This window comes from Brevibacillus parabrevis (assembly GCF_022701015.1).
Taxonomy (GTDB): domain Bacteria; phylum Bacillota; class Bacilli; order Brevibacillales; family Brevibacillaceae; genus Brevibacillus; species Brevibacillus parabrevis.
Genome location: NZ_CP064090.1, coordinates 5,058,137 through 5,076,784 on the forward strand (window position 1 = coordinate 5,058,137; position 18,648 = coordinate 5,076,784).

Annotated in this window: 16 protein-coding genes and 1 other annotated feature; all 16 genes read right to left on the minus strand. The window is 52.2% G+C overall.

Annotation, left to right across the window (positions count from 1 at the left end; translation table 11 throughout):
- Window positions 1-136 precede the first annotated feature (136 nt).
- The 16 genes from IRJ17_RS23320 to IRJ17_RS23395 all read right to left on the minus strand — a co-directional run bounded on the left by IRJ17_RS23320 (window position 137) and on the right by IRJ17_RS23395 (window position 18,545).
- Complete coding sequence (locus tag IRJ17_RS23320) at window positions 137-1,267, minus strand: FtsW/RodA/SpoVE family cell cycle protein (RefSeq protein ID WP_122964229.1); 1,131 nt, start codon at window positions 1,265-1,267, stop codon at window positions 137-139.
- A gap of 58 nt (window positions 1,268-1,325) precedes the next feature.
- Complete coding sequence (gene minD, locus IRJ17_RS23325) at window positions 1,326-2,120, minus strand: septum site-determining protein MinD (protein ID WP_122964230.1); 795 nt, start codon at window positions 2,118-2,120, stop codon at window positions 1,326-1,328.
- A 20-nt stretch (window positions 2,121-2,140) separates the two neighbouring features.
- A complete protein-coding gene (gene minC, locus IRJ17_RS23330) occupies window positions 2,141-2,818 on the minus strand; it encodes a septum site-determining protein MinC (protein WP_122964231.1) in 678 nt (225 codons plus the stop codon).
- A 113-nt stretch (window positions 2,819-2,931) separates the two neighbouring features.
- Complete coding sequence (locus IRJ17_RS23335) at window positions 2,932-5,373, minus strand: peptidoglycan D,D-transpeptidase FtsI family protein (protein WP_122964232.1); 2,442 nt, start codon at window positions 5,371-5,373, stop codon at window positions 2,932-2,934.
- A 40-nt stretch (window positions 5,374-5,413) separates the two neighbouring features.
- A complete protein-coding gene (gene mreD, locus IRJ17_RS23340) occupies window positions 5,414-5,938 on the minus strand; it encodes a rod shape-determining protein MreD (RefSeq protein ID WP_122964233.1) in 525 nt (174 codons plus the stop codon).
- Complete coding sequence (mreC, locus tag IRJ17_RS23345; RefSeq protein ID WP_173597473.1) at window positions 5,939-6,925, minus strand: rod shape-determining protein MreC; 987 nt, start codon at window positions 6,923-6,925, stop codon at window positions 5,939-5,941. It abuts the gene before it with no gap.
- A 15-nt stretch (window positions 6,926-6,940) separates the two neighbouring features.
- Entirely contained in the window at window positions 6,941-7,984 is a 1,044-nt protein-coding gene (locus IRJ17_RS23350; protein WP_063230168.1) for a rod shape-determining protein, read from the minus strand.
- A 47-nt stretch (window positions 7,985-8,031) separates the two neighbouring features.
- Entirely contained in the window at window positions 8,032-8,730 is a 699-nt protein-coding gene (radC, locus tag IRJ17_RS23355; RefSeq protein WP_122964235.1) for a RadC family protein, read from the minus strand.
- 101 nt (window positions 8,731-8,831) lie between these two features.
- Window positions 8,832-9,422, minus strand: a complete 591-nt coding sequence (locus IRJ17_RS23360; RefSeq protein ID WP_122964236.1) for a Maf family protein — start codon at window positions 9,420-9,422, stop codon at window positions 8,832-8,834.
- 8 nt (window positions 9,423-9,430) lie between these two features.
- The gene (locus IRJ17_RS28245) at window positions 9,431-9,670 is read right to left on the minus strand and encodes a DUF4321 domain-containing protein (protein WP_122964237.1); all 240 of its coding nucleotides are present in this window, start codon (window positions 9,668-9,670) and stop codon (window positions 9,431-9,433) included.
- Window positions 9,671-9,840: 170 nt separating this feature from the next.
- Window positions 9,841-11,118: a hypothetical protein gene (locus IRJ17_RS23370; protein ID WP_373926300.1), complete on the minus strand. Its 1,278-nt coding sequence runs from the start codon at window positions 11,116-11,118 to the stop codon at window positions 9,841-9,843.
- A 144-nt stretch (window positions 11,119-11,262) separates the two neighbouring features.
- Window positions 11,263-12,264, minus strand: a complete 1,002-nt coding sequence (locus IRJ17_RS23375; protein WP_242772027.1) for a ketoacyl-ACP synthase III — start codon at window positions 12,262-12,264, stop codon at window positions 11,263-11,265.
- A gap of 136 nt (window positions 12,265-12,400) precedes the next feature.
- The gene (gene murC, locus IRJ17_RS23380) at window positions 12,401-13,783 is read right to left on the minus strand and encodes a UDP-N-acetylmuramate--L-alanine ligase (RefSeq protein ID WP_122964240.1); all 1,383 of its coding nucleotides are present in this window, start codon (window positions 13,781-13,783) and stop codon (window positions 12,401-12,403) included.
- 1 nt (window position 13,784) lies between these two features.
- Window positions 13,785-15,158 carry a bifunctional folylpolyglutamate synthase/dihydrofolate synthase gene (locus IRJ17_RS23385; protein WP_173597476.1) on the minus strand — a complete coding sequence of 458 codons (1,374 nt, stop codon included), beginning with the start codon at window positions 15,156-15,158 and terminating at the stop codon, window positions 13,785-13,787.
- A gap of 43 nt (window positions 15,159-15,201) precedes the next feature.
- Window positions 15,202-17,874 carry a valine--tRNA ligase gene (locus IRJ17_RS23390; RefSeq protein WP_173597477.1) on the minus strand — a complete coding sequence of 891 codons (2,673 nt, stop codon included), beginning with the start codon at window positions 17,872-17,874 and terminating at the stop codon, window positions 15,202-15,204.
- A 40-nt stretch (window positions 17,875-17,914) separates the two neighbouring features.
- Window positions 17,915-18,161 (minus strand) — a binding site (T-box leader).
- A gap of 33 nt (window positions 18,162-18,194) precedes the next feature.
- Window positions 18,195-18,545, minus strand: a complete 351-nt coding sequence (locus IRJ17_RS23395) for an STAS domain-containing protein (RefSeq protein WP_063230159.1) — start codon at window positions 18,543-18,545, stop codon at window positions 18,195-18,197.
- Between the last annotated feature and the right edge of the window lie 103 nt (window positions 18,546-18,648).

Genomic DNA, 18,648 nt, shown 5'->3' on the forward strand with positions numbered 1-18,648 from the left:
GGACAAATTGCGATTGACCAATGGTGACGTCTCTCACAACCGTACGACTCCATAACCAATCATCCAAACCACTATAACTTGTAAAAATGGTTAACTTAGGATGATTTTATCATATACTTTCCGATTTGTCACGCATTTAGTCAAATCGCAACTTATCCTTGCGCATGCCAATATTGAGGACAACCCCGATGATCAAAAAGTTGGTGATCAACGAGCTCCCCCCGTAACTGATAAAGGGCAACGGAATCCCTGTAATCGGCATCAACTGGATCGTCATGCCGATATTCTCAAAAATCTGGAAGGTGAGCATCCCCACCACGCCCGCCACCACGTAGGAGCCGAACGGATCTTTCGCTTCCATCGCGATGCGAATCATGCGGTAAATCAAGGCGAAGAACAAAATCATCAACAGCCCTGCGCCCATGAAGCCGAGCTTTTCGGCAATGACCGTGAAAATAAAATCGCTTTCCCCGACAGGCACCCAGCCAAAGCTCGCCTGTGTCGGCGTGTTAATACCTTTTCCGAACAGTTGGCCCGAACCAATCGAGATCAGTGCCTGCTTCAACTGAAAGCCTTTTCCCATCGGGTCCAGATCGGGGTCCATCCAAAAGACGACGCGATCCCACTGGTACGGCTTGATGATCTTGAAAAAAACATCTTGCTTGTACTCGTACAAAAGCGTCATCGCCGCAAAAAAGCTGCCGATAATGCCGCCCAAGTACAATACATGCTTCATCCGGATTCCACCGACGATCAGCATGGTAGCAAGCATCCCTGTAAAGACCATCGCTGTTCCCAGGTCAGGCTGCACCAAAATCAAAAGCAAAGGAACGCCTACGAGAGCCGCTACCGGAATCAGCTTGTAAAAATAGTAAAAACGATCCGGGTCCTCCGCCCGTTTGGACATGAAGCGGGCGACCGTCAAAATCGTAAACAGCTTCATCGGTTCTGAAGGCTGGAACAACACAGGCCCCAAGTTATACCAGCTCGTCGTGTTGTTGATCGGCGTTGTCTTAAAGACTCCGATCAGCAAAATCAGCCCCAACGTGTACAAGACGTAGGAGAAGTTGTGAAAGAGCCGATAGTCAAAAAGCAATACCCCTCCGAGCACGATAAATCCGATGACGTACCACATCACCTGTCGATGGGCCGTGTCCAATCCGGCAGCTGATCCGGAAATGCCCAAGTAACTGAAGATGCCAAGCCCGGCCAAAATCAAGATAATGGTCCAGTCAATCGATTTTAAATGTCGTTTTTCCAGGTCCATGTTTTTCCTCCTAGAAAACGTGACTCCCCTCTTTAACAGAAGGGGAGCCAAGTATACCCTATTTTAACCCAAAAAATTTGCGCATTTTCGTGAAGACCCCAGCCTTTTCCTCCAGCGGTTGCAGAGGAACGGCTTCTCCGAGCAAGCGGCGCGCCACATTGCGATACGCGATCGACGCACGCGATTCATGATTCATGACAGCAGGCTCGCCCTGATTGGCCGATTTGATGACATGATCATCATCAGGCACGACACCGATCAAGTCAATGGCAAGCAAATCCAAAATATCTTCCACGTCAAGCATGTCGCCGTTTTTTACCATGTGAGAGCGCACGCGATTGATGACGAGCTTTGGCATCCCCACTTTTTCCCGCTCCAAAAGGCCGATAATGCGGTCCGCGTCACGGACAGCCGCCTTTTCTGGAGTCGTCACGACGATGGCCTGATCGGCTCCCGCTACTGCGTTGCGGAAACCTTGCTCGATGCCTGCCGGGCAGTCGATAATCACGTAATCAAATTCACGCTTGAGCTGCGTGATGATTTCCTCCATCTGCTCAGGCGAGACTGCCGATTTGTCCTTTGTCTGGGCAGCAGGCAGCAGGGAAAGGTTCTCGAAGCGCTTGTCCTTGATCAGCGCTTGCGGAAGTCGGCAAGCGCCTTCTGCCACGTCCACCAGATCGTAGATGATCCGGTTCTCAAGACCCATGACCACGTCGAGATTGCGCAAACCGATATCAGTATCTACCATGCACACCTTTTGGCCCAGCAATGCAAGTGCTGTTCCCAAATTCGCGGATGTGGTCGTCTTGCCCACGCCGCCTTTTCCTGAAGTTACGACTATTCCAATACCCACGTCCGTTCCTCCTCTTTCCCTCAACCCTCACGCTTGTTCGCGCCAAGATCCGGGCGTATTCGCGACAAGTAGTTCATTTTTGCTACGAGCATGGTCTCATTGTCCAGATAGGCAAACTCTGTCCCTCCGGAATGATTCGTCCATTCTTCTCCAGGCTTGCTGATCACATCGGCAATCCGCAACTGGGTAGGACTCATGACCGCAGCCGCTATAATCACCTGTGCATCGCCGGAAATACCTGCATGGGCGTAACCACGCAGATGACCTAGCACATAAATGCTTCCTGTACTGCGAACCGTTCCCCCGGGATTGACATCCCCCAATAAAAGCAAATCTCCGTCAAACTCCAATACTTGACCAGAGCGAACGGTGTTTACCTGTATGGAAAAATGGGTTTTTAGGCGTTCAGCAAAAGCTTCCTCCCGTGTGATCACGTCGGCTTCGATCGTGTGAATCACCAGGTTTCCTTTTTGCCGGATAATTTGTGTCAACTGCTCCTGTTGTTCAGGAGTGCAGTAACGTTTCCCCAATTTTATGGATACCCGTATCAGTGGCCCCGACAATATCTGTTGGTGGCTATGCTCTATTTTTTCACGCACATCGGCCAGCAGTTCGTCGAAGGAACAGGCATCATCCATAAAGAAGACGAGACCTTCTTTAGTCCCTTTGATTGTGACCTTGCTTTTCACAGTCGTCACCCGGTTTCACCTCGACCGATACCATTCGCCATACAGAAAGATTTCTCCTGCTCTGCATGAAAAATTTGCCGAATCGGGTCAAATGCTGCTGGGCGAAGGTCTCGTCCCGTTATTTATTTAGAGGAGGGCGGATTTGGAATCGGTACTCCGTTTGTCAAAACTCCCGGATTCAATTCATTGTAAGCTTCCAGCAAACGGCGCGCGATCGGACCAGTCGCATCCGAACTGGATGTCCCGTCCCGCAAACTGTTTGGTGCGACGACGACAAACACGAGCTGAGGCTTCTCATACGGCGCAAAGCCTACAACCAGCGCGTTTTCCGCACTTTTTCCGGTCTGCGCTGTACCCGATTTCGCCGCCACGGCAAACGGCAAGCCGTTAAAACGCTGAACCGTACCGCCTGGCTGCGTAACCATGCGCATCCCTTCTTTTACAACCTGGATGTACTTGGGATCGATGTTGACCCGATTCAAAACTTGCGGCTCAATTTGTGCAAGCGTCTGTCCTTTTTGCTTCGGATCGGTTGTGCCTTTGCGTATTTCCTTGACCAGGTGCGGACGAACCCGGTACCCGCCATTGGCAATCGTCGAGACATATTGCCCGATCTGTATCGGTGTAAACAAATCGTACTGACCGATCATCGCGTCAGCCAAGTTCCCGTAGTACAGGTTCGGGTTTTCCCAGCCTGTCTTCTCGCCCGGCAGGTCAATGCCTGTTTTGACGCCAAGTCCGAACTGGGCATTGTAGTAATCCAGCACGGAAAATTGTTTCTCCCAGCCTTCTTTACCTTTTCTCGCCAAGCGGATCGCCATTTCGTACATGTACGTATTGTTCGAAACTTGCAAAGCGCGGCGCGCGTTGACGATACCGTGTCCGCCAGCCTTCCAGTTGCGCTTGTAAGAAGTACCGACATTCAAGCCCCCACGGTCATTAATCGGTTCGCTTGGCGTCGTCAGCCCTTCCTGCAACGCGATCATGACTGACAACGGCTTGTAAGTAGAGGCAGGAGGGTACGGTGTATAAATGAACCGGTTGGACTCGTTCGGCAAAATGAGCGAGGTGTAGTTTTCGTTGAACGCCTTGCGATCGTAGTACAGGTTCAAATCGTAATCCGGGTAGCTGGCCATCGCCAAAATCTCGCCCGTATTCGGATTCATTACCAAAACGTGCGCATCCTTGAACTCTTTTGGTGTAGTAGGCCGCTTTTTAAACGCCTCTACCTCTTCTTTCAGGATCGCTTCCACCTTGCTCTGGTAGCGCCAGTCCATCGCGAGCACGAGGTCGTTGCCCGGCTCCGGCTCTCTTCCCGGCCGCATTTCCTTTTTCACCGTCTCCGAGTTTTTGTTTACGAAGACATCCATGACGCCGTCCTTGCCGCGCAAATATCTCTCATAGGAGCTTTCCAGTCCGGTGACACCAACGCGGTCAATCGCATTGTAGCCTTGCGCCTGATACTCTTTCAGGCTCTCGGGGCGAATCGCGTTGATGTAGCCGAGAAAGTGCGTTCCGAAGGCAGAGCCATCCGGGTCCCGGAAAATTTGCCGGACAGGCTCCAGCACAACGCTAATCCCAGGCAGCTCTGTACGGCGTTCTTCGATTTGAAACATCTCATTGTCTGTGATGTTTACCTTCACACGCCGCGGGATATAGCTCGCCATCTGCGGCGAGCGCATCTCCTGCAAGAGTGAGAGCTTGTGCCATTGAAATTGCCGCTGCTCCGGTTTGAGCGGAAGTTGTACATCCAGTTCAAACAGCGAGGCGTAACGCAACAGCTCCATGTCGGATTTGTCAGACAGTCCGTTGGGGGCAGGCAGTTTGCGAATTTGCGCCTTCACTTCCTTGCTGAGGGCATCGCGATCTTCCTTGTCCAACGTGAGCGTCAGCTGCATGTTGGCGCTGATCGCCATCTTCAGCAGCTCAAAATCGGAAACGTTGTCTTCCGTCAAGGCTTTCTCTGCGCTCTTGTTGTTGGCATTGAGCTTTTTGATCACGTCTTTTCGCTGCTTGTCATCAAATGGCGAACGTACGCGCAACCCTACATACAGAGCCGTCTTCACCAGCTCGAAATCGGACATGCTGTCCACCGCTTCCTGCTTGGGAACAGCTTGCAGCTTGGCAGCTACTCTGCTTTTCAACGCGTTTGTTTCCTCATTGTTAAAAGCAATCGGCAAAGTGGAGCCCAAGTCGATCGTCTTTTTGAGCAACTCTTTGTCCGTTCCCGTTTTTCCGATATCAGGAATCAGGATTTTCGCGAGTCGGTCAGCGACTTTTTCTTCATCAATGTCTTGTCCTTGCTCCTCGACGTATTGAACAGTGTAAACAGGCTTGTTGGATACGAGCACCTCGCCGTTTTTGTCCATGATTCGTCCGCGCGGAGCAGGGATTGGCAACTCGCGGATACTGAATTTTTCCAGTTCATGCCGATACTGCTCCCCTTCAACCAGTTGGACGAAAGCGAGCCGCAAAATGATCGCAGCAAAAAACAGGAAGACGATCAGAAACAAAATATTAAGACGCACGGGTATGTGCGATTTGGGTTCTTTGGTTTCTTCCACGAGTGATCCTCTCCTTTCCGGGAAATTCCCCGTCTCCATTTCAGTCCATGTGCATTTCCTTTTTGGCGAGTACCTTGTTGCATCCGTTCTTGATCGGCACGTACACAATCAGGCCAAAAACGAGATTCAACAATACACTTGGCAAAATTTGATGAGTGAGAATCCACTGCACATCGTAAGGAGCGACCGAGAACAGACGGTACAGAGAGTACAAGAGCCACTCGTGTCCAAACAAAATCAAAAAGCTTGTCACGAACACCATTCCGATGCCCCTTTGGAACAGCAAGACAATCAAGCCGGCAAAATAGCTGGCAACCATCATCGACATCGTATAAATGCCGATGACTTGTCCAAACAAAACATCCTGCAAAAATCCGAATGCCAACCCGTAGTACAGCCCTTCCCGTCTGCCGAGATACATGGAAATGAAAATACAGCATACGAGCGCGAAGCGAGGGACTGTCATCCATGACAGTCCCCATAGATCAGGTGAGAGGACCTGCATGACTGTCCCTTCCAGAACAAACAAGACCACGACACCCAGTGTCAATAAAAACCTCGCCATCTACTGTCCACCTCCGCCAGTTCCAGTGGAAGGTGTTCCCGTCGAATTGGGCGTTGCCGTTTTTCCTCCTGTCGCAGGCGCCTCTCCAGTTGGCTGCTTCGGAATCAGCTCTCCGTTTGGGGAAATGGTAAAGTCACGCTCTACCACCATCACTTCGCTCAATTGCGAAAAATCTGCGCTTGGCTGTATGTAAGCCGTTTGAGTCAGCCCGTAGTCATCCGGGACGATCCGAACAATATAGCCAAGCGGCAAATTCCGCGGAACGACTCCCCCGCGCCCGGAGGTGATGACTTGTTGCTTCGGTTCGATTTTTTTGCCCCAAGGAATTTTGCGCATGACGAGCAAGCGCTCCTGCGGGTCGTATTCCTCGATGACGCCGCTGATAGGCTCATAAATCGTTTTGCCGTCCACAACCTGCGTGGCTTGAATATCGGCTGAAATGTGATCGCGCCGCTCATAGCTTGTCAACAGTTCAACCGTAGCGGAAAAGTTGGCAACACTTTGTACACGCCCGATCATCCCTTTTGCCGTAATGACCGCCATATCTTTTTTAATGCCGCTCTTCAGCCCCAGATCGATCGTAATCACGTTGTTCCACGTATCGGGATTGCGAGCCACGACTTCCGCAAACAGGAGATTATACGAAGATTTCAGCGTATTTTTCGCTTCCAGGTCTTTGCGCAGCCGTTCATTCTGCGCTTTGAGATCGTGCAACTCTGCTGTCAAACGGGCATAATGATCCAGTCCCGCCTTCAATGCCTTATTTTCCTCATATACACTGTACGCTTCTTCAATTTCCTGAAAAAAGCCAGAAACAGCTTGGGCAGGGCGATAAAACAAGCCCTGCACCACGCTGAACGTATCTTTGAAAAACATTTCTGGCCATGTCAGGTTATCCCGTTCACGAGAAGTGAAGCCAACGACGGAGATTAAGAGGACCAAGCCTACAAGTACAATAATTAGCCGCTTATTCCCGAAAAACGACATGCCCGAAACCTCCGTTTATTTACCCCGTTTTTGTCGGGAAGAGGTGATGCCTTGTTTCGATTTGAACAGGTGGATATTTTCCAATGCCCGACCTGTTCCGATCGCTACGCAATCCAGCGCATTTTCCGCAACGTGCACGGGCATACCTGTTTCCTTGCTGAGCAGACGATCCATGTTGCGCAGAAGCGCGCCACCACCTGTCAACACGATCCCGCGATCCATAATATCTGCCGCAAGTTCCGGCGGGCTCTTCTCCAAAGTCACCTTCACAGCTTCGATAATCGCTGCGACTGTCTCTGCCAGGGCTTCGGCAATTTCCGTGCTGCTGACAGAGAGCGTCTTAGGCAAGCCTGTTACGAGGTCGCGACCGCGAATATCGACGTTCTCCGGTTCTTCCGGTGCGATGGCGGAGCCAATCTCCAGCTTCAAGGTCTCTGCTGTGCGCTCCCCGATCATCAGGTTGTAGCGACGCTTGATGTACTGGATGATCGCCTCGTCCATCTCATCTCCAGCCACGCGGATGGAACGGGAAGTAACAATTCCGCCCAAAGAAATGATCGCTACTTCTGTCGTACCCCCACCGATGTCGACAACCATGCTTCCGGTAGGCTCCCAAACAGGCAGATCAGCTCCGATAGCCGCTGCGAACGGTTCTTCAATCGTGTAAGCCTCGCGCGCACCAGCCTGCTTCGTCGCATCCTCAACGGCGCGCTTCTCTACAGCGGTAATGCCAGAAGGCACACAAACCATTACATTCGGGCGACGGCTGAACAGGCCCTGGTTTTTTTGAGCCTGATTAATGAAATAACGCATCATCGTTGCTGTCGTGTCAAAATCTGCGATCACTCCGTCCTTCATCGGACGAACAGCCACGATGTTTCCAGGTGTACGGCCGATCATGCTTTTGGCCGCATTTCCCACCGCTTCAATAGAATTGTTGTTCGTGCGAATCGCTACTACAGAAGGTTCACGCACGACAATTCCTTTTCCCTTGACGAAAACAAGTGTATTGGCAGTGCCGAGGTCAATCCCCAAGTCACGTGTAAATCCACCAAACATAAAAAAACTCCTTCCAATAATATACAAATGACAAGCATTATTAACTCCTACAAGTACCCTTGCTCTTTTAAGCTGACGTACCTGCCATCCCCGATAATCACATGATCCAACAATGAAATCCCTACCAGTTCGCCCGCTTCACGCAATGTGTGCGTAATCGCGATATCTTCCCTGCTAGGTGTCGGATCTCCACTCGGATGGTTATGTAGGCAAATCACCGATGCGCTGCTACGACGGATCGCTTCTTTAAAGACTTCTCTAGGGTGTACGATGGAAGCGTCCAGACTGCCTACAAAAATAGTCTGCTTGCCAATCACGTGGTTCTTCGTATTTAGAAAGAGGCAGACAAAGTGCTCCTGTGTCAGATGAGCAAGCTCAGGCGACATCAGGTCAGCTACATCGCGCGGCAAACGGATGGAGGCACGGCTTATCCGCGGTATGCCCACCAAGCGGCGTCCGAGTTCAAAAGCGGCATGCAGTTCAACCGCTTTTACCTGGCCGATCCCCTTCAGTTCTCTCAGCTCAGCGTGAGAGGCTTGCGCCAATCCACGCAAGTCACCAAATTTGGCTAACAATCGCTGCGCCAACTGATAGGCTGTCTCCCGCTCGCTGCCTGTCCTCAGCAAAATGGCAAGAAGTTCTGTATCAGACAGATGGACCGCTCCTTCGCGAAGCAGTCGTTCACGTGGACGGTCATAGTAAGGGACGTTTTTGACGTCTGTTTTGTTACAGGTATTTGCTGCCATTTTTCGCCGCCTCCAGCCTCTTTCAAATTCGTCAACGGCTGGCTCTGATGAAGGTCATGGGGCGGTTGGCCGTTGTCACTTTTCAATAAAGCGAAACAACTTTACAAAATGGACATCCCGAAACGCGCAAGCAGATTGGAGGTCAAGCACAGCGGCAATCCGACTACCGTAAAGTAATCTCCGGTGATCCCCTCCACAATCGTGGCTCCGATTCCTTGAATCGCATAGGAGCCTGCCTTGTCCATCGGCTCCTTCGTTGCAATGTACGACTTGATCTCTGCTTCGCTCAACGGGCGAATCTTCACTTGGGTATGGCTATGCGCCACCTCAGAGCGTCCAATCGCTGCGTCAATCAGGGCCACTCCGCTGTAAACGGTATGTTCTCGCCCCTGAAGCATGGACAGCATGCGAAACGCGTCCGCTTCGTCTTCTGGCTTGCCCAGTATTTGTCCATCCAGGACGACAATCGTGTCGGACCCGAGAACGACGCCTTCTGTCAAGCGATCGGCCACTGCATTTGCCTTGCGCAGAGACAGTTCTTCCACTACTTCTTTTGGCGACAAGCCTGGCGCAGTCGTCTCGTCGACATCGCTCGTCATTACCGTAAACGGAATCCCCAACGCCTGCAACAGCTCTCTGCGGCGAGGCGATGATGAAGCAAGAATGAGAGTATCCTGTTTTTTCGTCGTCATTTTTCAACCTACTTTATCCGTCGATGTATCCAAAACGCGAGGGCAAGTCCCCCGATACTGGCTAGATTTAGTTTTACCTGAAAGTTCAGGTCGTACTTCAAAATTTCTAAATCTGCCGCAGGTGACCATGTGATCATCTTGCTTTTGGTCAAAAAAGGCACCCAGGGACCGAGAATTTCCCCGACGATGCTGCCAAACAGTAGACCACTTACCAGTAGAAACACGAGTGTAAGCGTTTCTTTCCCCATTCCTTTTCCCAACTCCCTTTTTAGAAGGGATTCTCTTTTTGCCAACCATAAGTTTAGCAAATGGGAAGGGGTGAAACAATCCCTGATTGCTCTTGGTAGTTACTGTATAAAAAGAAAAGGCCTCCTGCAAGAAATCTTGCGAAAGCCTGATCGCCACCTCATCGTTTCTCTCAACGCGCCAATTGCACCCAACTCGCGTAGTTTTCCAAATAACCGAGCACGCCCGCCTGCACTTGCCACGCATACGATTCGGCGCTTTCTCCTTTTTTTCCCGCACTCGCTTCCGCCATCTTGTCGCGGGCTGCCAGTGCCTGATTGATCCCGTTTACCATTCCTTCAAAAAGCGGCTTCCACGCAGTCTGCACCTGAATCAGTCGGCTGTCCTCCAAAAATTGGCGATGCCACTCTTTCAAATCGGCTGTTTCCTGCGGAGTGGCAGACAGCTGTCCCGACGTAATGATCATTCCCGATTGCGCCGAAAGCGTCTTGGCGAGCTTCACGCCGTTGTCAAAAAACGCCTGCACTTTCTGCCCTTCTGCATCAGCAGCAGATTTGCTTACCGGGACTGCTCCCTGAAAAGCGGGAAACGCAAATTCTTTGACGTATACATCCATTCCTTTGTTTTTCAAACTGCTGGCAAAGCCCAGTACGGCGTCTCTGGTGGGGGCAGCAGCAGCGAACATATACTGTTTGCCTCCGTCTGTATCTTTGTACAGCAGGTGCGGAATCCCCGCCTTGGCCAGCGGCTCCACTGCGGATTGCTTGGAGGCGTCCGGTTGGAAGACACCTGCCTGTGCGACGAACATGCTGATTTGCGGCACCTGTAACGAAACATCGCGCTGTTCGCCAGCAGGCGCATTCTCGCCAGACGTTTTTGCACCTGCCTCCTCAGACGAAGCAGGCGGCTTCTGCTCCCCGCTCGAATCGCTTTCGGTGTCTTGGGCCGTCAACGTTTGCACGGTATCGCTCAACACACTTCCATACGATTGCGAAAATTGTTCCTGCGAAAAAATGTTCAGCACCAAAAATCCGAAAAGAAGTCCGATTGCGACAGCCCCGCCCGTCGTCAAAGCCGTGCGCCAGATCGGTGCCTTAGGCCAGAACGACAGGAGCCGTTTGGCAGGCGTGTGACTGTAGCTGCCGTATGTTTCTGTTGTTTCTGTAACCTCTTCCTGCCACGGGATCTCTTCCGATGACTCGACTGCAATTGGCGTCACATCCCTGCTCGTCTCCCGCTGGGCTGCGCCTCTGAGCTGCATCATTCGTTCCCAGGCGTCGTTTTCCTTTTTCTGTGGCGGAATCACGGTTGGACCCTGAATTTTCACACGCGGCGTGTCGTCTTTTGGCGTACGTTTTGCGCTTGCTTCCTGCTTTTGTGTCTCGCGTTTTTCGTCCCAAAACCTTCCATTCATCTTGACGGTTACATGATTTTTCTTTTCTCCGTTCACGCTCATGCCCTCCCAGCTTGCAGGCTCTTTGTACTAGCTTACGTCTGGGCGGGACGGGTTATGACTATGATCTAGCAAATCTAGCAAATTCTCTAGCAGTTTAAAATCTAGCTCTTTCCAAAAAGCGGAAAAGCTGCTCGGCAGTTACGCCTTTTTCGGGTCCCAGGTCAGCAACAGCCCGGCGTGGACAAGCCCTCCGCCAAATCCGTACAGCAAAATTTTGTCTCCCGCCTTTACCTTGCCCTCCTGAATGCCAAGCCCGAGCGCCAGCGGAATGGTAGCCGCCGATGTATTGCCGTAATAGGACAGACTGTACAACGTTTTCTCGATCGGAAAGCCGCTGCGCTCGCAAATCGATTCGATCATGCGCAGATTGGCGCTGTGCGGAATGAACCAGTCCACCTCGTCCAGCGTGATTCCCGCGCGGTCAACGACGGCTTGCATGCCGACTGGCACTGTCGTGACTGCCCACTTGTACACTTCCCTGCCGTTTTGGACGATGCAGCCCCCGCCCGTCAGTTGTTTGCCATCCATGTTTGTCGACAGCCCGGAGCGGTACACGTGGATTCCGCCATCTCCTTTGGAGCCTAAATAAGCTGCATGAAAACCGGGAGCCTCCTCGTCCGCCTCCACGAGGACAGCGCCTGCACCGTCGCCAAACAGGATGCAAGTCGTCCGGTCAGTGTAATCCGTCACTTTGGTCAATGTTTCGGCAGCTACTACCAGCACTTTGCGATGCAGTCCGGAGCTGATCATGGCATTCGCTGTGTGCAGTGCATAAGTAAAGCCTGCGCACGTAGCGGCAAGATCCATGGCCCCCGTCTGTGCGATGCCAAAATGAGCCTGGATTTGGCTCGCGACGCTGGGGAACGGATAGTCCGGGGTGCTGGTCGCAACCAGAATCAGATCGACGTCCGTCAGCTCTTTTTGATAGGTGTCCGCCATATTTTGCACAGCGGCGATCGCCAAGTCGCTCGTAAATTCATCGTCTGCCGCCATTCGCCGCTCATGTATTCCGGTGCGCTGCAAAATCCACTCGTCCGAAGTCTCGACCATTTTTTCCAGATCGGCATTGCGAAGCACACGGCTTGGCACATAAGTTCCAATCGCTGTGAGACGGGATGGTACAACACTTGTGTTCATCATATCGAATCATCACCTCGGTTTATTATAACCACATCATAACACTAGATATTATTATCTGGTACTAATTTTTATGTTTTTGTCCACAAAAAAAAGACCTGGCTCTTTGCGAAACCAGGTCTTTCACTGCGTATGCTTCTTATTTTTCCAGCTTTTCCGCCAACCAGTAGGCAGACTTCCAAATATCTCCCGCTCCCATGGTCAGCACCAGGTCACCTGCTTGCAATTCCTTGAACAGTTTTTCCTGCATCTGTTCCTTGGTCGGAATGTATTGCGCGCGCGGGTGGCTGTTGGTCCTGATTTTTTGGACGAGCACCTCGGAAGTTACCCCTTCGATTTTGGCTTCTCCGGCCGGAGAGTAGATGTCTGTGACGATTACTTCATCAGCCTGGGCAAAAGCGCGACTGAACTCATCCATGAGGAAGTACGTTCGCGTGTAGCGCTGCGGCTGGAACACCGCAATGACTCGACGGCCGGATGCTTTCGCCCCATTCAGTGTCGCGATGATCTCTGTCGGATGGTGCGCATAGTCATCGACTACCAAAATGTCGCGCGCTTCCCCGATGATCTGGAACCGCCGCTTCGCCCCGCGAAAAGATGTCAAAGCTCCTGCGATCTGCTCAAACGAAAGCCCGGCGTCCAGGCAGACGATGATGGCAGCGAGCGCATTGGCGATATTGTGTTTGCCCGGTACGGTAAGCGAGAGCGTGCCGAGCAGCTTTTCCTGGTGGTACACCTGGCATGTGCTGCAGCGATCTCCGCACTCGATTGCCTCGGCACGAAACTCGGCTTGCGTTGCAAACGACGGATCAATTGCATACGTTACCACTGTACCTGCAACGGAAGGCAGCACCTCGCGCACATGCGCGTCGTCGATGCACAAAATGGCTTTGCCGCCCGGCTTGAGATGGCTCAAAAACTGGACGTACGCCTTTTTCAAATTGTTGAAATCGCCACCGAAGTGCTCCAGGTGATCCGGTTCGATGCTGGTCACAATCTCGTACATTGGTCGATATTCCAGAAAAGAACCGTCGCTTTCATCCGCTTCCGCAATGACAAAATCACTCGTGCCAGCCTTGGCATTCGTGCCTGCGTTCATCAGCTCGCCGCCGATAATAAAGGTCGGATCGACGCCGCACTCTTCCAGTACATGCGAAATCATGGACGTCGTAGTCGTTTTCCCGTGCGCGCCTGCAACAGCTACGCCTGTTCGTTCATTTAAAATCTGGGCAAGCATTTGGGAGCGGTGCATGACCGGAATCCCCAGCGCTTCCGCAGCGACTACCTCCGGATTGTCCGGGGATATGCTGGTAGAGTAAACAATACTGTCTGCTCCCTCTACATGGGCAGCATTGTGGCCAATATGAACGACCGCCCCTCTCGCTTCCAGCTTCTTCGCCAAATCGTTCATGGCGACATCGGAGCCGGTTACCTTGTATCCAAGGTCGATCAAGACGCGGGCAATGGCACTCATGCCATATCCGCCGATGCCCACAAAGTGGACGTGCCTAGCCTGATCCACCCTATTCACCTGCCTCTTCTACTGTAGTGGGAAAGAATGCGCGCACTTGGGCGATGAAGTAGAGCGAACCGCAGACGACCAGCCAGTCATCCGCTTTCGCTGATTGCTTCTCCCGCATCCAAGAAAGGAGAAACGTTTGCCAGTCCGGGACGGCTTCGAGGTTTTCCTCTGCCCATCCACCTTGCAAAAACGCCTCGCGCAGCGTGCTTGCATCTGCTGCACGCGGAAAGTCAAATTCCGTTACGTATAAGGATTGGATTCGCTCCTTGAGGGGAGCGAGTGCTTTCGCCATCTCGGATAGCGGTTTATCAGCCAAGCCGGAAAAGAGCAGGTGCAGACCCGCATCGTTCGGCAAAAGCCGCTCCAGACTTTTGACCAGCGCTTCCATTCCCTCCTGATTGTGCGCCCCGTCCAAGATCACAAGCGGTCTTGGCGAGACGACTTCTAGACGACCAGGCCAGCGTGTTTGTTGCAAGCCACGCGATATTTCTTCTTCTTCCAGCAAGAACGAAAAATAGTTGCGCAAGACATCAATGGTCATCAGAGCAATCGCTGCATTCGTCGTCTGGTGAATGCCGTTCATCGTCAAACGATAGATAGATTCATCGCGCCGATGGATGCTGCCGTAGCGGAAACGCTGCTGTCCCAGCTCTTCTTCTACCTGTTCGGCAAAAAAATGCTCGTGCAGGCTGTACAGCGTGCTTCGCGTCTCGCGAGCCCGCTCCTTGAACACAGCGAGAATTTCCTCTCGTGTCTCGCCAGTGATAACAGGCACGCCCGGCTTGATGATGCCAGCTTTTTCACGGGCGATGTCCTGCAGCGTATCGCCCAAAACTTGTGTATGATCCATGCCGATATTCGTGATGACAGAAACGAGCGGCAGGACGACATTGGTCGAATCGAGCCGACCCCCAAGCCCTGTTTCCCATACGACGACAGCTGGTCTCGCCACTCTCGAAAAATAGAGAATGGCGATCAGCGTAATGACTTCAAATTCGGTAGGCGAGCCAAAATCCGTCTCCTGCTCGCAGCGCTCGCTCAAGACTTTCACTTCATTCACCAGCGAGAGCAGATCAGCCTCGCTGATCATGCTCCCGTTGTAGCGAATGCGCTCGCGGAAATCTAGCAAATACGGCGAAGTGAACGTCCCGACACTGTAACCCGCCTCCATCAGCATTTGCGTCAGGAATGCGCATGTCGAGCCTTTTCCGTTGGTGCCTGCCACATGAATAAACGGGATTCTCCGTTCCGGATGACCCAGTTGCTCAAGTACCCACTGCATTCTCTCAAGCCCCGGCCGCTGGCCGAAGCGAAGCAGTCCATGCAGCCAGTCGAGCGCTTCTTTGTATTCAACAAATGATGCTTCTGCATGCATACTACAATGCTCCATTCTCAAAAATATGCGTTGGTACGGCGGATCATTCGCCTTTCAGTTCGGCAAGTCGCGCAATGACCTTATCGCGCTTCTCCATGTAGTCGGCCATCTTCGCCTTTTCCTCTTCCACTACTTTTTCCGGCGCTTTCGCCATGAAGCCAGCGTTGTTCAGCTTTTTCTCGATTCGCTCCACTTCACCGTTCAAGGTAGCCACCTCTTTGTCGAGACGCTTCAGCTCCTGCTCGATGTCAATCAGCCCAGCCAGCGGCAAGAACAGCTCTGCTCCTGTCACAACCGCAGACATTGCCTTCTCCGGCGTCGCCAGGTCCTGACTGATCGTCAATGTCTCCGGGTTGCAGAAACGCGCGATATACTCCTCGCCGCGAGCCAGACGCTCTGCCGAGATCGCATCGCTCGGCTTGATCATCAGCTCGATTTTCTTGGACATCGGCACGTTTACTTCCGCACGGATGTTGCGCACGCTGCGGATAATTTCCATCAGCAAGTTCATTTCGCCCTCTGCCTCAGCGAAAATCCACTGCTCATTGACCGCAGGCCAAGGAGCTACGGTAATGCTCTCGCCTTGGTGCGGCAACGCCTGCCAAATTTCCTCAGTGATGAATGGCATGAACGGGTGCAGCAGTTTGAGTGTTTGATCCAGCACGGTAACGAGTACCGATTGGGTCGTTTTCTTCGCTGCTTCGTCGTTTCCGTAGAGCGGCAGCTTCGCCATCTCGATGTACCAGTCGCACAGGTCATCCCAGATGAAGTTGTACAGCACGCGGCCCGCTTCGCCAAACTCAAATGCGTCGGACAGGCGCGTCACGTCAGCGATCGTCGCTTGCAGACGGGAGAGAATCCACTTGTCTGGCGTCGACAGCTCGCCGCTGAGATCAATATCGTCGTAAGTGAATCCGGTCAAGTTCATCAGGGCAAAACGCGAGGCGTTCCAAATCTTGTTCGCGAAGTTGCGGTTTGCCTCCACCTTTTCCCAGTAAAAGCGTTGGTCGTTCCCTGGCGAGTTTCCTGTTGCCAGTGTGAAACGCAGAGCGTCCGCGCCGTATTTTTCGATCACTTCCATCGGATCGACACCGTTTCCGAGCGACTTGGACATTTTGCGGCCTTCGGAGTCGCGGATAATGCCGTGAATCAGCACGGATTCAAACGGACTTTTTCCGGTAAATTCAAGACCGGAGAACATCATGCGCGCTACCCAGAAGAAAATGATGTCATATCCGGTAACCAGTACATTGGTCGGGTAGAAATACTTCATGTCCTCGGATTCTTCCGGCCAGCCGAGCGTGGAGAACGGCCACAGACCAGACGAGAACCACGTATCGAGAACGTCGTTGTCTTGCTCCAGCTTGTGGCTGTGGCAGCTCGGACATTCGCTTACATCGTCACGAGATACGACGGTTTCCCCGCAATCTGCGCAATACCAGGCAGGAATGCGGTGACCCCACCAGAGCTGGCGGGAAATGCACCAGTCGCGAATGTTTTCGATCCAGCGCAAGTAGTTCGTTTTGAAGCGCTCCGGAACGAACTTGACGCTTTCTTCGCTGTTGGAGTTGGCAAGCGCCAGGTCAGCCAATGGCTGCATTTTTACAAACCACTGGGTAGACAGGTACGGTTCCACGACAGCATCGCTGCGCTCACTGTGACCTACCTGGTGAATGTGCTCCTCTACCTTGAACATTACGCCTTGCTCTGTCAAATCTTTAATGATTTGCTTGCGGCACGCAAAACGGTCCAGACCTTTGTAAATGCCTGCCTGTTCGTTCATCGTTCCGGTTTCGTCCATGACGACGATTTGCGGCAACTGATGGCGAAGTCCCAGTTCAAAGTCGTTCGGATCGTGCGCAGGCGTGATTTTTACCGCGCCGGAACCGAACTCGGGATCGACATACGTGTCTGCTACGATCGGGATTTCCCGGCCGACAATCGGCAAAATGACCATTTTTCCGATCAAATGCTTGTAGCGCTCGTCTTCCGGATGGACAGCGACTGCCGTATCACCGAGCATCGTTTCCGGACGGGTAGTTGCTACTTCGATGTAGCCAGTACCGTCAGCCAGCGGATAACGCATGTGGTGAAGCGCGCCTTTTACTTCTTTGTAAATAACTTCGATATCGGACAGAGCCGTACGGGCAGCCGGGTCCCAGTTGATGATGCGGTTGCCGCGGTAGATCAGCCCTTTTTCGTACAGGCGGACGAATACTTCGCGCACCGCTTTGGACAAGCCTTCATCCATCGTGAAACGCTCGCGGGAGTAATCCAGGGCAAGACCGAGCTTTTCCCACTGCTCGCGAATGTGCGAAGCGTAAATATGCTTCCATTCCCATACTTTTTCGATGAACTTGTCACGGCCGAGGTCGTGGCGGGAGATTCCTTCTTCGCGCAAAGTCGCTTCTACACGGGCTTGTGTGGCGATCCCTGCGTGGTCCATCCCTGGCAAGAACAGCGTGCTGTACCCTTGCATCCGTTTGGCGCGCGTGATGATATCTTGAAGCGTCGTATCAAGCGCGTGGCCCAAATGCAGCTTGCCTGTTACGTTCGGAGGCGGGATGACGATTGTGAACGGACGCTTCGCCGGGTCGCGTTCCGCCTTGAAAAACTGCTTTTCGATCCAGTACGGATACCATTTGCTCTCTGCTGCCTTCGGGTCGTAGTTCTTCGGCAGCAATTGGTCGATGTCGGTTGTTGGCTGATTTGACATAGTTAGGTCCTCCTCTAGAAAAAATAAAAAAACCCTTCATCCAAAGGACGAAAGGATTTCATTTCGCGGTACCACCTTTGTTAACAGACGACAGGCAAAACTGCCCATCGCAAGTTCCCTCAAACAAGATAACGGCTGCGAACCGCTTTCGGCTAGACACATCGTGTTCACCAAAAACAACTCCCGGGCGACCTTCAGTCCATTGTCTCCTTAGAGAATCTTCCAGCAACTGATTCTCCTCTCTGTAAAAGGGCTCCTGACCTACTCTTCCCGATCATCATTGATACGATATGTAGTTGTGGGATCATTGCCTTTGCTTATTATATACAATCACGCTGTTTGGCGTCAAACCCGGTTTCGCCTACTTTTCCGACCGTAATGCCCAGCGCCTCGGTAAAGCCCAGTACACTTAAAATGTCCAAAATTTCTTCCCGGACATTGACAATCTCTACCTGTTTGCCAGAGGCAAGCAATTCTTTCGTTGTGAAATACAGACTGCCAATACCGGAAGAATCTACAAAGGATACACCATGAAAATCGACAGTCACGGAATGGTTTCGCCCTCCGTATTGCTGGAGCAGTTCACCCACTCGATCTCCCACCGCCATGTCCAGCTCTCCAGCGAAAAACAGCGTCGCCTGTCCGTTCGTCTCTGTTGCTCGGTAGTCCATGCTCAAACTCCTCTCAATAGGTATCGGTACACCTGATTCTTTTCTCTCTCTCATGTTACCCGGTTCACTCCACTTGCAAACATTTGGTATTTTCCCCAATGTT

Bases quoted from the DNA above. Each gene is read 5' to 3' on its own strand.
- IRJ17_RS28245 (WP_122964237.1), bottom strand. From the start codon at position 9,670: ATGGGGAAAGAAACGCTTACACTCGTGTTTCTACTGGTAAGTGGTCTA.
- IRJ17_RS23375 (WP_242772027.1), bottom strand. From the start codon at position 12,264: ATGATGAACACAAGTGTTGTACCATCCCGTCTCACAGCGATTGGAACT.
- IRJ17_RS23320 (WP_122964229.1), bottom strand. From the start codon at position 1,267: ATGGACCTGGAAAAACGACATTTAAAATCGATTGACTGGACCATTATC.
- radC (WP_122964235.1), bottom strand. From the start codon at position 8,730: ATGGCAGCAAATACCTGTAACAAAACAGACGTCAAAAACGTCCCTTAC.
- IRJ17_RS23390 (WP_173597477.1), bottom strand. From the start codon at position 17,874: ATGTCAAATCAGCCAACAACCGACATCGACCAATTGCTGCCGAAGAAC.
- mreC (WP_173597473.1), bottom strand. From the start codon at position 6,925: ATGTCGTTTTTCGGGAATAAGCGGCTAATTATTGTACTTGTAGGCTTG.
- IRJ17_RS23350 (WP_063230168.1), bottom strand. From the start codon at position 7,984: ATGTTTGGTGGATTTACACGTGACTTGGGGATTGACCTCGGCACTGCC.
- IRJ17_RS23360 (WP_122964236.1), bottom strand. From the start codon at position 9,422: ATGACGACGAAAAAACAGGATACTCTCATTCTTGCTTCATCATCGCCT.
- IRJ17_RS23395 (WP_063230159.1), bottom strand. From the start codon at position 18,545: ATGGACTACCGAGCAACAGAGACGAACGGACAGGCGACGCTGTTTTTC.
- mreD (WP_122964233.1), bottom strand. From the start codon at position 5,938: ATGGCGAGGTTTTTATTGACACTGGGTGTCGTGGTCTTGTTTGTTCTG.
- IRJ17_RS23385 (WP_173597476.1), bottom strand. From the start codon at position 15,158: ATGCATGCAGAAGCATCATTTGTTGAATACAAAGAAGCGCTCGACTGG.